This window comes from Dyadobacter sp. CY327 (assembly GCF_021390415.1).
In the GTDB taxonomy this organism is placed as follows: Bacteria; Bacteroidota; Bacteroidia; order Cytophagales; family Spirosomataceae; genus Dyadobacter; species Dyadobacter chenhuakuii.
In genome coordinates this window covers 455,787-469,822 of record NZ_JAJUXJ010000008.1, presented here as the reverse complement: position 1 = coordinate 469,822, position 14,036 = coordinate 455,787, and the positions used below count along the sequence as shown (strand labels likewise).

16 protein-coding genes are annotated in these 14,036 nt (G+C 44.9%); 9 read left to right on the top strand and 7 right to left on the bottom strand.

Going from position 1 to position 14,036, the window contains the following annotated elements; translation table 11 throughout:
- Positions 1–9 precede the first annotated feature (9 nt).
- The 3 genes from LZG74_RS24960 to lipB are packed head-to-tail and all read right to left on the bottom strand — an operon-like array spanning position 10 to position 1,909.
- On the bottom strand, positions 10–744 hold the full coding sequence (locus LZG74_RS24960; RefSeq protein WP_233799174.1) for a 3'-5' exonuclease: 735 nt from the start codon (positions 742–744) through the stop codon (positions 10–12).
- A 26-nt stretch (positions 745–770) separates the two neighbouring features.
- Positions 771–1,184 carry a hypothetical protein gene (locus LZG74_RS24955; RefSeq protein ID WP_233799173.1) on the bottom strand — a complete coding sequence of 138 codons (414 nt, stop codon included), beginning with the start codon at positions 1,182–1,184 and terminating at the stop codon, positions 771–773.
- A gap of 11 nt (positions 1,185–1,195) precedes the next feature.
- Positions 1,196–1,909 carry a lipoyl(octanoyl) transferase LipB gene (lipB, locus tag LZG74_RS24950; protein ID WP_233799172.1) on the bottom strand — a complete coding sequence of 238 codons (714 nt, stop codon included), beginning with the start codon at positions 1,907–1,909 and terminating at the stop codon, positions 1,196–1,198.
- A gap of 165 nt (positions 1,910–2,074) precedes the next feature.
- Here lipB and LZG74_RS24945 point away from each other — a divergent pair, with 165 nt between their 5' ends.
- From LZG74_RS24945 to LZG74_RS24935, 3 genes are read left to right on the top strand one after another with little or no spacing between them, the layout of a single operon-like run.
- The gene (locus LZG74_RS24945) at positions 2,075–2,281 is read left to right on the top strand and encodes a hypothetical protein (protein ID WP_233799171.1); all 207 of its coding nucleotides are present in this window, start codon (positions 2,075–2,077) and stop codon (positions 2,279–2,281) included.
- Entirely contained in the window at positions 2,271–2,597 is a 327-nt protein-coding gene (locus tag LZG74_RS24940) for a type II toxin-antitoxin system RelE/ParE family toxin (RefSeq protein ID WP_233799170.1), read from the top strand. Before LZG74_RS24945 ends, LZG74_RS24940 begins: the two co-directional genes overlap by 11 nt.
- 16 nt (positions 2,598–2,613) lie before the next feature.
- Positions 2,614–2,973: a YraN family protein gene (locus tag LZG74_RS24935; RefSeq protein WP_233799169.1), complete on the top strand. Its 360-nt coding sequence runs from the start codon at positions 2,614–2,616 to the stop codon at positions 2,971–2,973.
- Between the two features lie 19 nt (positions 2,974–2,992).
- Here LZG74_RS24935 and LZG74_RS24930 read toward each other — a convergent pair whose 3' ends face one another.
- The gene (locus LZG74_RS24930) at positions 2,993–3,862 is read right to left on the bottom strand and encodes an AraC family transcriptional regulator (RefSeq protein WP_051350289.1); all 870 of its coding nucleotides are present in this window, start codon (positions 3,860–3,862) and stop codon (positions 2,993–2,995) included.
- Positions 3,863–3,998: 136 nt separating this feature from the next.
- Between LZG74_RS24930 and LZG74_RS24925 the strand changes: the two genes are divergently transcribed.
- The 3 genes from LZG74_RS24925 to LZG74_RS24915 all read left to right on the top strand — a co-directional run bounded on the left by LZG74_RS24925 (position 3,999) and on the right by LZG74_RS24915 (position 5,727).
- On the top strand, positions 3,999–4,817 hold the full coding sequence (locus tag LZG74_RS24925) for a phytanoyl-CoA dioxygenase family protein (RefSeq protein ID WP_233799168.1): 819 nt from the start codon (positions 3,999–4,001) through the stop codon (positions 4,815–4,817).
- 78 nt (positions 4,818–4,895) lie between these two features.
- On the top strand, positions 4,896–5,216 hold the full coding sequence (rhaM, locus tag LZG74_RS24920) for an L-rhamnose mutarotase (protein WP_233799167.1): 321 nt from the start codon (positions 4,896–4,898) through the stop codon (positions 5,214–5,216).
- 64 nt (positions 5,217–5,280) lie between these two features.
- Complete coding sequence (locus LZG74_RS24915) at positions 5,281–5,727, top strand: barstar family protein (protein ID WP_233799166.1); 447 nt, start codon at positions 5,281–5,283, stop codon at positions 5,725–5,727.
- On the opposite strand, the gene pnuC is transcribed toward LZG74_RS24915, so the two are convergent.
- Positions 5,709–6,323 (bottom strand): nicotinamide riboside transporter PnuC, encoded by a 615-nt coding sequence (pnuC, locus tag LZG74_RS24910; RefSeq protein WP_233799165.1) that lies wholly within the window; start codon positions 6,321–6,323, stop codon positions 5,709–5,711. The two genes, LZG74_RS24915 and pnuC, sit on opposite strands and share 19 nt — an antisense overlap.
- 281 nt (positions 6,324–6,604) lie before the next feature.
- Here pnuC and mfd point away from each other — a divergent pair, with 281 nt between their 5' ends.
- Positions 6,605–9,958, top strand: a complete 3,354-nt coding sequence (gene mfd / locus LZG74_RS24905) for a transcription-repair coupling factor (RefSeq protein ID WP_233799164.1) — start codon at positions 6,605–6,607, stop codon at positions 9,956–9,958.
- Between the two features lie 160 nt (positions 9,959–10,118).
- Positions 10,119–11,390: an SUMF1/EgtB/PvdO family nonheme iron enzyme gene (locus LZG74_RS24900; protein WP_026631927.1), complete on the top strand. Its 1,272-nt coding sequence runs from the start codon at positions 10,119–10,121 to the stop codon at positions 11,388–11,390.
- A 53-nt stretch (positions 11,391–11,443) separates the two neighbouring features.
- Here the strand turns inward: LZG74_RS24900 and LZG74_RS24895 are convergent, their stop codons facing one another.
- The gene (locus tag LZG74_RS24895; protein ID WP_233799163.1) at positions 11,444–12,136 is read right to left on the bottom strand and encodes a ComF family protein; all 693 of its coding nucleotides are present in this window, start codon (positions 12,134–12,136) and stop codon (positions 11,444–11,446) included.
- Positions 12,137–12,184: 48 nt separating this feature from the next.
- Between LZG74_RS24895 and LZG74_RS24890 the strand changes: the two genes are divergently transcribed.
- On the top strand, positions 12,185–13,546 hold the full coding sequence (locus tag LZG74_RS24890) for a dihydroorotase (RefSeq protein ID WP_233799162.1): 1,362 nt from the start codon (positions 12,185–12,187) through the stop codon (positions 13,544–13,546).
- On the opposite strand, the gene LZG74_RS24885 is transcribed toward LZG74_RS24890, so the two are convergent.
- Positions 13,529–13,954: a (deoxy)nucleoside triphosphate pyrophosphohydrolase gene (locus LZG74_RS24885; protein ID WP_233799161.1), complete on the bottom strand. Its 426-nt coding sequence runs from the start codon at positions 13,952–13,954 to the stop codon at positions 13,529–13,531. The two genes, LZG74_RS24890 and LZG74_RS24885, sit on opposite strands and share 18 nt — an antisense overlap.
- Positions 13,955–14,036 lie beyond the last annotated feature (82 nt).

The following is a 14,036-nucleotide window of genomic DNA, read 5'->3' as shown; positions in this document are numbered from 1 at the left end:
TTCGTCCACTCATTCTATCCGAATAATATTCTCCGGCCGGACGGCTTTGAAACAGTGTAATCTCAGATAAAGCTGTGCCAGTACGACAACATCTTCCCTGCAATATCGACAAATTTTGGCCAGATCTTTTTCTTCCCAATAAACCCGCGTTACCTGGTCGCCGCTCATTTCATTTTTACTGCCGGGAATATCGAAAACGGCTGCAAGCAAGTCCAGGGAAGTGTAACTTTTATAATCACCAAATTTCCAAAGGTCCATCGTGTCCTGATGCAGGATTTCCCATGGTTTTTTACCCGAAATCTGTAAAGCTTTTGGAATTTCGATGCAATGGATAAGCATTCGGCGGCACAGGAAGGGGAAGTCGAATTCCTTACCGTTATGTGCGCACAAAATGAGTTGCTCGGGTGGATATTTCTCTATTAACGCTTTGAACTGCAAAAGAATATCTGCCTCATTATCTCCGGAAAAGCTGCTGACTTTAAACGAAATCTCATCGTGATCATTCCAGTAAAATGCACCGAATGCAATGCATACAATCTTTCCGAATTCCGAGTAAATCGCGCCGCGATCATAGAAATATTCCGCATTGGAGAGCGTCTCGTCGCCTTTCCTGAAACTCAGGGTTTTTTTGTCCCAAAGCTTCTGCATCCGTTCGGGGAGCTGGTCATAGGATGCGAAGGCAGAGACCGTTTCAATGTCAAGTAACAAGAAGTTCTTGGCACGCTTTCTAAATTCATCAGTCATAATGTGTGTTTGGTATAAAATTCCCGCTACTCGTGCACTACTCCCTCCAGACCAAGCGGGCTGATCTGGATCAGGTTATCTTCAATAATGCTGTCGGGCACGAAGATAAACTTTTTATCGTATATCTGATTTCCAATGAAATAGCTCACCCAAAATTCGTTGTTAAGATGAAAAACATCGGGCATAATAGGCTCAACAACAGCATGTTCGCCTGCATTTATCAAGGGAAAGAAATGCCTGAGTGTGGAAGTGCGCTGGTCCGCATTTGTACCTGATTCACCGCTGCCGTAACCTTTTGACGTAACAAAAACGTTTGTGATCGGCTGCGCATTCCGGTTGATCACGATTACGTTCCATTCTTCTGCCTGCGCTTCATTGATACTCCTTACAATTGCAACCTGTATGCCCTGAACGGGATGAAATATGATGTCTTTTTTCATTTATTCTCTACTTACAGCTCCATCTGGAACAGTCCTGCTAAATGATTTTTTAATTTATCTGAAACTTCCTGCATATCCAAGTCCCTGCCCAATTCCGCTGCCATGGAAGTAACTGCCTTATCCTGAATGCCGCACGGCACAATGTTACCAAAATAAGAAAGATCCGTATTCACATTCAAAGCAAAACCATGCATCGTAACCCACCGGCTAGATTTTACCCCTAATGCACAGATTTTTCTCGGATTTTTCTGTTCTTCAAAATCAAACCAAACGCCCGTCAAACCATTAATCCGACCGGCAATTAGCCCATAATCAGCCAATGTTAGGATGATAGCCTCCTCCAATGTCCTCATATAGAGGTGGATGTCTGTAAAAAAGTTATCCAGATCAAAAATCGGGTAACCAACGATCTGGCCGGGACCATGATAAGTAATGTCGCCGCCGCGGTTGATTCTGTAATATTTTGCCTGTTTTTCCCCGAGCGCTTCCTCATTCAAAAGCAAATGATCCGCCTTCCCACTTTTCCCAAGCGTATATACGTGCGGATGCTGGCAAAAAAGCAAATAGTTGGGAGTTAAAAGCTGCTCGTCCGTACCGAGATTCCGGTTCGCCGTCTTCACAGAGATCGTCTCCGCAAAAATCTTCTCCTGATAATCCCAAGCCTCCTGATAATCAATCAGCCCCAGATCCTGGAAATGAACATGTTTGTTGATGAGGGTATTCATTTAAAAAATTTTCAAAAAAATTCAGAAGATTTCGTGACTTCGGAAACCATCTCACGTCTAAATGAGGAAAGGCGGTTAAAGCGCACGTTTTCTTCTTTATTATAATAACACTAATTTGCATTATAAATGTTCGAAACAAATCCATTACGGCTCAAATTCAGCAATATGAAAGTCCTGCTTGACATTAAGGATGAGAAAGCCACCTTTGTAATGAGTTTATTGCAAAGGCTTCCGTTTGTTAAAACCAGGCCGTTGTCTCCTTTTCAGAGCAATGTGATAGAAGACATGAAGGAAGCTGTGGAGCAACTGAATCTGGTAAAAGCCGGCAAGATGCCTGCCAGGGATGCAGAAGACCTTTTTAATGAGCTTTAAGGTAAAGACCATTCCCAAATTCGAATCGGAACTTAAAAGGCTTGCAAAGAAATATCCATCGTTAAAATCAGAGTTTTTCGAACTCATCCAATCGCTCAAGCTCAACCCTACTCAAGGAACCTCACTAGGCCGAAGCTGCTTTAAGATCCGATTATCCATTGCGTCCAAAGGAAAGGGAAAATCCGGTGGCGGCAGGGTCATTACTTATTATCAGGTTTCTGAAACCACGGTGTTTCTCATCGCTATTTTTGATAAAAGCGAGCGTGAAAGTATGCCCGACAAAGAGCTGAAAGAATTATTGAAAGAAATCCTTTAAACCACACATTATAGATATGGCAGCACATAATGACCTCGGAAACTGGGGTGAAGATCAGGCAGCGGCGTTTTTGGCGCAGAAGGGATTTGAGATAGTCGAGAAAAATCATCGCAACCGATATTCCGAAATCGACCTCATTGTTACAAAAGACAAGATGCTAATCTTCGTCGAAGTCAAAACGCGCAGCAACATAGGTTTTGGCATGCCCGAAGAATTTGTAAACGTCACCAAAGCCCGCCTGATCATGCGTGCAGCCGAACATTACATTTTCGACAAAGACTGGATGTTCGACATCCGCTTCGACATTGTTTCCATCCTGATTCAACCAGACGGGAAGTCTGACATTTATCACATTGAGGATGCTTTTTGCAAGTGAGGCCGTGTAAATAACCAATTTAAAGCCCCTTCTGAAAGCTTTTTCTATAATTAAGCGGGCTCATTTTCATGCGCCTTTTGAAGAGTTTATAAAAATGGGAGACGTCGCCAAAACCGCTGTCAAAGGAGATTTCCGAAACCGGCCGGTCTGTTGACAGCAACTGTTGCACGGCGAAATTGATGCGGTAATCGATTACTGTGTCCAGAAAAGTTTTGTTGGTAACCCTTTTGAAATATTTACAAAAAGCATTGGGCGACATATTAACAACCGCTGACACCTCATTCAGCACAATATCATTCCGGAAATTATCGATAATATAGCCCAGAGCCGCATTAATGCGATCCTTATTACTATTGATCTGAGTGGCGACAACACCGTCCTGGTCCAGCAGGACGAATTCTTTGGAATCGGCCAGATCTTCGAGAATGTCCAGTAACAGCAGCATTTTCTTCAAGGCATTTTCTTCCTGCGCCAAAACGCTCATTCTGGCGCCTATTTCCTTGGCAGTTTGTCCCGTGAAATGAATGCCGTGTGCGCTGATTTTTAGCAGGTTGCGAATGTTAGATAGTTCTGGCCTGTCAAAGAAGTCGGTTCCCAGGAAACTTTTGTCAAACTGCGCTACGATAGACTTGGCGTGAAAGCCAGGCGTTGAAATGCTTTCCGATTTCCAGGAATGCGGCAGATCCGAGCCCAGTAATACAAGATCTCCGGCGTCAAAATCGGCCATTTGCTTGCCTACATAGCGCTTCCCTTTCCCTTTCAGGATCAATGTAAGTTCAAATTCGGGATGAAAATGATAGGGGACGTTAAACTTTTCGAGATTGAATGAGTTAACCAGAAACGACGCATCCGATCCGGAATTAATCGTCTCAAATAGTGCCTTTATCATTGACTATCTTAATCGTAGTAGAATTGTTGAGGTAAAACTAGATAATATTAGCCACAAAATATCCATTATTAGCCTAGCCACCAACAACAAAAGAGCCGAAATTTGAAATTGATTATTCCTAAACTCTTAAAAAGTTATGACGACCAGAACTGCTCCCGATCTGGCTGATTTTAAGGCAATCTCTGAAACTGAAATCAATGCATTCAGAGAAAATGGTCATGTACTCATCCCTAGCGTGCTGAATGAAGTGGAAGTGTCTCATTACAGGGACGTTATCAACGCTGCTGCCACAAAGTTCAACACCGAAAAGCGAAAGCTGGAAGACAGGGACACGTATGGAAAAGCTTTTTTACAGATTACAAATTTGTGGGAAGTGGACGAAAACGTGAAGAATTATGCATTGGCCAAACGCTTTGGAAAAATTGCCGCGGAACTTTTGGGAGTAGAGAACGTCAGAATTTACCACGACCAGGCTCTTTATAAGGAGCCTGGCGGTGGCTTTACCCCCTGGCACCAGGACCAATATTACTGGCCTGTCGATACCAACAACACCATTACCATGTGGATGCCGCTGATTGATATAGACGTCGATATGGGCATGCTTACATTTGCTTCGGGGTCGCACCGGGCCGGTTTTGTTGAGAATGTGCCCATTTCCGATGAATCGGAGGCTATGCTTGAAAAATTTATTCAGGACAAGGGTTTCAAAATTGCGCGTGCACAAACCATGAAAGCGGGCGATGCGACCTGGCATTACGGCTGGACATTGCATTCCGCTCCGGGAAACAAATCGCCTGATACGATGCGTGAAGTAATGACCATTATTTTCATAGCCGACGGCGCAAAAGTGACGGAACCTAAAAATAAACACCAGGAAGCCGACCGGCAGCGCTGGATGTGCGGCCAGTCGGCTGGCGAAGCCCTTAATTCTCCATTGAATCCCTTGATCCTATAAAAAAATCCGTCAGCACGGCATTAGAAAAGTGTTGGCACCTGGCTTAAACACATTCAGGGTCTAACCAAAATCGCCTTAATGGAGCAGGACAAAATTTCAGCATTCCGGATGCAATTGAAGCCGGGTAATGAGGTAGAATATAAAAAACGTCACGATGAGATCTGGCCTGAGCTGGCGCAACTGCTTAAAGACGCGGGCATTAGGGAATATTACATCTTTCTGGACGAGGTTACATTAGCTCTTTTTGCATTCCAAAAATTGGGAAGCAATGATCAGACCGCAGGTTTGGCATCATTGCCGATCATGAAAAAGTGGTGGGATTACATGGCAGATTTAATGGAGGTTAATGCAGACAATTCGCCGCAAACAGTTTCCTGCCCGGAGGTTTTCCGACTTTGACAGCTGATTTACGATGTTGCAATTTTATTTTTTCTAACTTGCAGCTCTGTAATCCGCCGAAAATATGAAGAACACACACTTCCTGATCACCAGGGAGCAATCGGATGTCCGGACCTTGTTTCTGGGCGCATTCATCGCGAAAGTCGATGGCAGCAAAGCCACTTCACTCAAAGATTTTTACCAGGAAATTTCCACAGCCATGCACTTCCCCGAACATGACGGGAAAAATCTCGATGCGCTGGACGAAATGCTGAATGATCTGGAATGGATCAAAGAGCAAAAAGTGATCATTTACATTGAAAATTCGGCTGATTGGCTCGCCAGGGAAAAATCCGAGGAGAAACTGCTTTCGGTGATCGACATTCTGGATGCCACGGCGGAGGATTGGAAATGGATGGATGAGGAAGAAGAAGGAACGCCGAAAAAGGAATTGCAGATCGTTTTCCACGATTCGGAACGCATCCGCACATTGCTTGACGAGCAGGAAATTCCTTACTGGGTTTTGAGCTGAACCACGTCACGCTTCCATTGTACATAGCCGCCTACTGCCAGTGCAAGAAAAACAGCATATAATATGGCCGTCAAATGCAGGTCTTTGTAAAAATACATGACCACGTAACAGGCATCCGCAATAATCCACAAGATCCAGTTTTCCAGATATTTACGTGCCATCATCCATTGCCCGATCAGGCTGGCGACAGTCAATGCGGAATCGGCATAAGTAAGGCTGGCATCTGTAAATTTGCTTAATAAAAATCCCCACGAAGCGGTTATAGCGATGAAAATCAAGCCGAAAACAGGATACATCCGAACTGGCGTGCGGGTTACACTGATCCCGTCGTGATTTTTCCCTCCAAATTTCCACATCCACCAGCCGTAAATGCTCGTCAGGAAGTAATAACCCTGTAAACCTGTATCTGCATAGAGCCGGACCTGCCAGAAAACGATCGCATACAGCACTGCATTTACAATCCCGAAAAACCATCCCCAGACATTCTGTTGTGTATTTAAATAAACACAGATTGCGCCGGTAATAAAGCCCAGTATTTCAAGCCAGGTGGTGGCAATGCCCGCCAGAGAAATGGTTTGATTGAGCCAATCGGTCATATTTTCAGTGCTTTCAATGATTATTCGGCTAAATATATCAGCTCCGGGGCGATTAACAATTTTGTAATTTGCCGTGTTCTGTGTTTCCAGCTATTTTTGTGATAAGATAGCACGGCAGGCAAAGTGGCAGACATTTGAGATATGCTGTTTGTGGCAAACATTTTGTGGCAAACATTTTGTATAAAACCGTTGTTATTTAAAATGCCGGTCAGGGAAAATCCTGAAACGGCTTTTTGCATTTACATTCACTTAGCGAACACCGCTTTATTTACGATACATAATTGGAAGTTAAAGACTTACTAACACTCTACAAAGGAGACAGTTATCTCGATATCCTGAGTACGCAAATTGCCTCAAAAGATCCCGAAGCGGCACATGTACAGATCAAAGGATTGGTTGGGAGCCTGGATGCGGTTGTGGCCGCGTCTATCCAGGAAAAAAAGAAGAGCCCGGCCGTTTACATTTTGAGCGACAGGGAAGAGGCTGCTTATTTTCAGAATGACTTGCAGAATCTGATCGGCAAAACGGAAGTTTTGTTCTACCCGACCTCCTATAAACGCCCTTATCATTACGAGGAAGTGGATAATGCCAATGTCCTCATGCGCGGCGAAATCCTGAACAAGCTGAGCGGCAGCAAATCATTGCCCACCCAAATCGTCACTTATCCGGAAGCATTGTTTGAAAAAGTGATCAATAAACGGTCGCTGAAAGCCAATACATTTTCGGTGAAAGTGGGCGAGAAGCTTGATCCGTCATTTTTGACGGAGTTTCTGACCAGTTACGGCTTCGAGATTACGGATTTTGTGTTTGAAGCAGGTCAGTTTTCTGTGCGTGGAGGGATTTTGGATGTATTTTCATTTGCTAATGAGCATCCGTTCCGTATTGAATTGTTTGGCGATGAGGTGGAGAGCATCCGTTCTTTTGACCCGGATACACAGCTTTCGATCGAGAGTGCGAAGCAGATCAACATTGTTCCGGACATTCAGCAGAAATTGTCACAGGAAACGCGGGAATCGTTCCTTAATTTCTTTGCGCCGGAGACGGTTCTCTGGTTTAAGGATGCCGAGCTGACATTGGAAATCATTGAAAGTTGTTTTGAGAAAGCGGAAAAAGCCTTGCAGGAAGTGACCGGAGGCGGCATTCAGATCGTTTCCAATCCGCAGGACCTTTTCGAAACGCGCAGGGGATTTCTGAACCAGGTTAAGAAGTTCAAAACCGTTGAATTTGGTAAAAAAGGTTATTTCAAAACAGAAAACAAGCTTCCTTATTCTTCCAAACCGCAGCCTTCATTTAATAAGGATTTCAAAAGACTGCTCGACGATCTTTCCGAAAACCAATCGAAAGGTTATGTCAACATTATCGTTGCCGAGCAGCCCAAGCAGCTCGACCGGCTCGAAAGGATTTTTGAAGACCTGGATCCATTTGTAAAATTCCGACCAATGCACATTTCGCTGCGGGAAGGATTTGTGGATGATAACTTAAAGGTGGTTTGCTACACCGATCACCAGATTTTTGCTCGTTTTCATAAATACCGACTTAAAGAAAAATTCAGCAAATCAAAGGCGATCACGCTCAAAGAGCTTAAATCGCTGCATCCGGGCGACTTTGTAACCCATGTGGATTATGGAATCGGCCGCTTCGCAGGCATGGAGCGGAAGGACGTAAATGGCAAGGAACAGGAGGCGATCCGGCTGATTTACAGAGACAATGATTTGCTTTATGTGAGTGTGCATAACCTGCACAAAATCGCAAAATACACGGGTAAGGAGGGCACGCCGCCCGCCATGAGCAAATTGGGCTCGGGCGAGTGGGAAGCTAAAAAATCGAAGGTTAAGAAGCAGCTGAAAGACATTGCGCACGAGCTCATTGCGCTTTATGCCAAGCGTCGCCAGGCACCGGGATTTCCGTTCTCGCCCGACAATTATATGCAAGCCGAGCTGGAATCGTCCTTTTTATACGAAGATACGCCCGACCAGGCCACGGCGACAGCCAATGTAAAAGAGGATATGGAAAAAGCGCATCCGATGGACCGGCTGGTTTGCGGGGACGTGGGTTTTGGTAAAACCGAAATCGCGATCCGCGCGGCTTTTAAGGCCGTTTGCGACAGTAAGCAGGTTGCTGTACTGGTGCCGACGACCATTTTGGCGATGCAGCATTTCAAGACATTCAGTGAACGATTAGGCGATTTTCCTGCAAAAGTAGGTTATATCAACCGTTTCAAATCTCCCAAAGAAATCAAAGAAACGCTGAAACAAGCCGAAGAAGGCAAGATTGACATATTGATAGGCACGCACCGCATTCTGAATAAGGATGTGAAATTCAAGGATTTGGGGCTCTTAATTGTCGATGAGGAGCAGAAATTTGGGGTTAAGGCCAAAGACAGATTAAAGGAAATGCGGGTGAATGTGGACGTGCTGACATTAACGGCAACGCCGATCCCGAGAACATTGCATTTCTCGCTTATGGGCGCACGCGACCTTTCTGTTATCGCTACGCCACCACCTAACCGTCAGCCGGTTACGACGGAAGTGCATACATTCAGTGAAGAGTTCATTAGGGATGCGATCAGCTTTGAAGTGCAGCGCGGCGGACAGGTTTTCTTTGTTCACAACCGGGTTAACGACATTGAATCTATTGCCAACATTGTTTTACGCCTCGTTCCTGACGTGCGCATAGGGATCGCTCACGGGCAAATGGATGGGGATAAGCTCGAAAAAGTGATGGTTAATTTCATCGAAGGCGAATATGATGTTCTTGTTTCGACCAACATTATCGAGTCTGGAATTGATATTGCGAATGCGAACACCATTATTATTAATTCGGCGCACATGTTTGGTTTGTCCGACTTGCACCAGATGCGCGGGCGTGTAGGACGTTCCAATAGAAAAGCTTTCTGTTATTTGCTAACCCCTTCTGTTTCCACATTAGCGAGCGATTCGCGGAAACGTCTGCAGACACTGGAAGAGTTTTCTGAGTTGGGGGATGGTTTCAAGGTGGCTATGCGCGATTTGGACATTCGCGGCGCAGGGAACCTGCTGGGTGCGGAGCAGAGCGGTTTTGTGAATGATCTGGGCTATGAGCTATATCACAAAATGCTGGACGAAGCCGTTTCAGAATTGAAAAATAATGAGTTTAAGGATCTGTTCTCCAATGCCTTAGGCTTGCCTTCTAAGTTGGTTCCGGATTGCCAGATCGAAACTGATTTTGCGACACTGATTCCTGATGATTATGTCAAAAATATTTCAGAAAGATTGTCGTTATATACCCGCCTCGACAACATTTCGACGGAAGAGGAGCTTACCAAATTCGAGAAAGAGATCCTCGACCGGTTTGGCCCGGTTCCTGGCGAAGTGGAAGATCTGTTGAAAACCGTCCGTTTGCGCTGGGAAGCAGAGCTTTTGCACTTCGAAAAATTAACTTTGAAAAGCAATACATTGAAAGGCTACTTCGTTACTTCGCAGAACGACGAATTCTTTCAGTCTCCGAAGTTCGGGCAGGTGATTGATTACATTAAACAACACCCAAGAAAAATTGCTTTAAAAGACCAGAAAGGCAAGTTAATGCTCATTTGTGAAGACATTAAAAGCATTGAACAAGCTAGAAAGGTTCTGATGGAGATGACCGGGTCACGATGACAGGCTCTCATTGATCGGATCGCACTAACAGGTTTATTTGATTAATGCAATGTGACCAATAATTGATTTTTAAAAATAATTTCTTTTCATTTCTTACATTTGCGATTTCGCATACTATAAAAATACCAAACACTTAAGTCACTTTAAAGCAATGATTTGCATGCATAAGATGGGTATCCGGTCGATCGCGTTGATTCTGATTGTGTTATTAGCGGCTACTGCCTGTAGTAAAAAGAAACGACCAACCAGTCTTAAACCTGGTAAAACAAGCTCTAAAACGGGTTTGGCTTACAATGGCAAAGACGGGTTCGAGGTTAAACAGTACAAAGCATTGCCAGCAGGCCCCGACCTTGTTTATATCGAAGGCGGCCGGTTTACAATGGGTTCTTTGGAAGAGGAAGTGATGGGAAGACGGGACAATCCAAAGCGTACTGTCAGTATCCAATCCTTTTACATGGACCAGACAGAGGTGGCAAATGTCCATTATCTTGAATATCTAAACGCAGTTCAAAGAGATTCATCTGAGGAATTTTACAGTAAAGCATTACCTGATACCAACGTTTGGTACAATGAATTATCATTCAACGATTCATATGTGACCATGTATTTGCGTCACCCAGGCTTCCGCCTGTATCCGGTTGTGGGTGTGTCGTGGGTTCAAGCGAATGATTATTGCGCTTGGAGAACGGCGGCAGTAAGTCAGGCTAACAACACAGCCGGACAAGCAGCAGCGGGTCCTAAGAAGAAAAAAGGATTCTCTTTTGGCAAGAAGAAAAAAGATGCAGCAGCGGCAGACGCGGCAGTTGCAGCGACGGATGCACCGGCACCACAGCTTAGAATTGAAAGTGGTTACGTAATGCCTCCTTACCGTCTTCCAACAGAAGCAGAATTTGAATATGCTGCGATTGCGATGATTGGAACACAATATTCTGATGAAAATCAATCCAACCAGCGTATTTATCCATGGGACGGTTCCACAATGCGTCAGCCACGTGGCCGTAAGCAGGGAACAATGCTTGCCAACTTCAAACGTGGTCCTGGTGACTACGCGGGTATCGCAGGTAAATCCAACGACGGAGCGATCATTACACAGGAAATTCGCTCGTATCCTGCCAACGACAATGGTCTTTATGACATGGCTGGAAACGTAAGCGAATGGGTTTATGACGTTTATCGTCCGCTTTCAAACAGCGATGTAAATGATTTGAACTCTTTCCGTCGCGATGGATATCAGGATGAGGCTAAAAATTACGATAACAAAAACAGCAACTCCCTGGTAAACGATAATTTGAGAGTTTACAAAGGTGGTTCCTGGTCGGACGTTGCATACTGGTTATCACCAGGAACACGTCGCTACATGGATCAGGATTCAGCGACTGCAATGGTAGGTTTCCGTTGCGCAATGATCGCAACTGGAAGTCGTAAAGAATAGGATTAGATTTAAAAGGATATATGGAAGGCGTTGCTCATCGGGCAACGCCTTTTTTAATGCTCTGCCAATGCAATGGTGAGGATTGTGAATGATTCGCAACCTGCGAGTTTCAATGTCTGCACGCATTCTTCAAGCGTCGCGCCCGTAGTGAGCACATCGTCGATAATAATTACGTTTTTGTAATCAATGTGATCTTTCACGGCAAAAACCCCTTTTACATTCTCCCTTCGTTCTGTTTTGCTTTTGCCCGTTTGCGTGGCGGTGTGTTTTGTTCGTTCCAAAATCGTTGCTGACCACGGAATGCCGGTTGCGTTAGCAAAACCTTCTGCCAGCAAATCGCTTTGATTATAACCTCTTGATTTCTTTTTCTTAGCATGTAAAGGCACGCTAATGATCATTTCGGCTTCGGGAAGCATTCCTGCTGTCATCATTTCCTGCCCAAACATAAAGCCCAGCAGCAACCCCACATCCTGATTTCCTTTATATTTCAATGCATGCAGCAGGCGCTGCACTTTTCCTTTTTTGGTAAAAAGCAAAAAAGAATGCGTCAGAGCCACTTCGGGAACATTTACAAACTTGTAACGAATGACATCCTGATGCAGGCCGTGGAGATGAATCCTGGGCAGGGAAATCATGCAGGAAGTGCATATGGTGGCTTCGTTACCGACGAGCGGGCTGTCGCAGGCTTCGCAACATCTTGGGAAAATAAGGTCGGTGAAATCACTTAAAAATTTTTTCAGATTCATTTTTGGTTGTTTTAAATAACTTTGCATCACATCAAAATTCACCCCCGAATGACCACGCTGATCGTAAATGCCCAAGTTGTCAATGAGAATGAGATCCATGAGTTTGACGTAATTATTGAAAATGGTCACATTCAAAGGATCGGAAAAGATTTACAGCACATTGCGCCGGATCGGGTCATTGATGCAAAAGGCCAATATCTGATGCCGGGAGTAATCGACGACCAAGTGCATTTCCGCGAGCCTGGACTGACTTACAAGGCAAACATTTACACTGAATCCAAAGCAGCCGTAGCAGGCGGCGTGACGTCGTTCATGGAAATGCCGAATACGGTTCCTAACACGCTCACGCAGGCGCTTCTGGCAGATAAATACAAGATCGGTGCGGATACTTCACTAGCCAATTATTCCTTTTTCATGGGCGCTTCCAATGACAATTATGAGGAAGTGATGAAAACCAATCCGGCCGAAGTTTGCGGGATCAAGATTTTTATGGGCTCGTCAACGGGCAATATGCTTGTGGATGCGCCGGAGGTTTTGGAAAAAATATTTGCAAACGCGCCCTGCATCATCGCCACACATTGCGAAGACGAGCCAACCGTGCGGCAGCGAATGGAGCATTTCAAAGAAAAATACGGCGAGAATGTGCCTTACAACATTCACGCATTGATAAGAAACGAGGAAGCGTGCCTGAAATCATCCACATTCGCGAGCGGACTTGCGCATAAGCACGGCACGAAGCTGCACATCCTGCACATTTCGACGGGTGATGAAGTTGTGCTTTTCGAGCCGGGAATCAGGAAAAACGGGCAGATTTTGTTGAGCGACGGAACGCCTAAGCTAGTTACGGCTGAGGCTTGCGTCCATCATTTGTGGTTTGATGCCGAAGATTACCATACGCTTGGACACAACATTAAATGCAATCCGGCAATCAAAGCGCCGCACCATAAAGAGGCAATTCTGCAAGCCGTGCTGGACAACCGCATTGACGTGATCGCAACGGACCATGCGCCTCACACCATTGAAGAAAAAGCGCAGGGTTACTGGCAGGCGCCTTCGGGCTTGCCTTTGGTGCAGCACACATTGAATGTAATGTTGAAACTACACAAATCCGGCAAAATATCGATTGAAAGAATTGCTGAGAAAATGAGCCACGCTGTTGCCGACTTATTCCAGATCAGCAAACGCGGCTATATACGTGAAGGTTATTGGGCAGATCTGATCTTGGTGGATTTGAATGCGCAAACGACGGTGGAGCCGGGTAATATCTATTCAAAATGCGGCTGGTCGCCGTTTGAGGGAGTTAATTTCCAATCCAGTGTAACCCATACATTTGTGTCAGGAAACCTGGTTTTTGAGAACGGGAAATTCAATGAAAATCAGAAGGGGCAAAGGCTACTTTTTAGCCGCTAAATAGCCATAATAGTTTTCGATCACATTAAGGTCGGCTTCGGTCCAATCCAATGTGGGCAATTGCCCTGGCGTAAGCCACAGGATCTGTTCGTGCTCGGTTAATGTAATGTCGAGTGTTTTGAGTTTGCAAACGAAGGGAACGAGGATAATTTCGCGCCAGCCCTGATCTTTGGAAGTTTCGGGCAGCCGGTCAATTATTTCAATTTCTACATTAAGCTCTTCGATGATTTCGCGAGCGAGTGTCTCTTCGTCCGTTTCACCTTTCTCTTGCTTGCCGCCGGGGAATTCCCATTGTAAGGGGAAAGATAATGCAGCGCTACGTTGTCCAGCCAGTACTTTTCCATTATGTTCAATCACAGCACAGGGCACTCTCACAACCAATTTTTCGGAAACCAGTACTTCAATCATAGAGGCGGTTAGTAATTTACCGCAAAAATACAAATTTCAATGTTAATTCGCGATTAATTCTTAAAACTTCGCGGAGTATTTG

Coding starts and splice junctions, on each gene's coding strand:
- LZG74_RS24895 (WP_233799163.1), bottom strand. CDS start 12,136: ATGAATCTGAAAAAATTTTTAAGTGATTTCACCGACCTTATTTTCCCA.
- LZG74_RS24890 (WP_233799162.1), top strand. CDS start 12,185: ATGACCACGCTGATCGTAAATGCCCAAGTTGTCAATGAGAATGAGATC.
- LZG74_RS24915 (WP_233799166.1), top strand. CDS start 5,281: ATGAAGAACACACACTTCCTGATCACCAGGGAGCAATCGGATGTCCGG.
- LZG74_RS24960 (WP_233799174.1), bottom strand. CDS start 744: ATGACTGATGAATTTAGAAAGCGTGCCAAGAACTTCTTGTTACTTGAC.
- LZG74_RS24935 (WP_233799169.1), top strand. CDS start 2,614: ATGGCAGCACATAATGACCTCGGAAACTGGGGTGAAGATCAGGCAGCG.
- lipB (WP_233799172.1), bottom strand. CDS start 1,909: ATGAATACCCTCATCAACAAACATGTTCATTTCCAGGATCTGGGGCTG.
- LZG74_RS24900 (WP_026631927.1), top strand. CDS start 10,119: ATGCATAAGATGGGTATCCGGTCGATCGCGTTGATTCTGATTGTGTTA.
- pnuC (WP_233799165.1), bottom strand. CDS start 6,323: ATGACCGATTGGCTCAATCAAACCATTTCTCTGGCGGGCATTGCCACC.
- rhaM (WP_233799167.1), top strand. CDS start 4,896: ATGGAGCAGGACAAAATTTCAGCATTCCGGATGCAATTGAAGCCGGGT.
- LZG74_RS24945 (WP_233799171.1), top strand. CDS start 2,075: ATGAAAGTCCTGCTTGACATTAAGGATGAGAAAGCCACCTTTGTAATG.
- LZG74_RS24955 (WP_233799173.1), bottom strand. CDS start 1,184: ATGAAAAAAGACATCATATTTCATCCCGTTCAGGGCATACAGGTTGCA.
- LZG74_RS24930 (WP_051350289.1), bottom strand. CDS start 3,862: ATGATAAAGGCACTATTTGAGACGATTAATTCCGGATCGGATGCGTCG.
- LZG74_RS24885 (WP_233799161.1), bottom strand. CDS start 13,954: ATGATTGAAGTACTGGTTTCCGAAAAATTGGTTGTGAGAGTGCCCTGT.
- LZG74_RS24940 (WP_233799170.1), top strand. CDS start 2,271: ATGAGCTTTAAGGTAAAGACCATTCCCAAATTCGAATCGGAACTTAAA.
- LZG74_RS24925 (WP_233799168.1), top strand. CDS start 3,999: ATGACGACCAGAACTGCTCCCGATCTGGCTGATTTTAAGGCAATCTCT.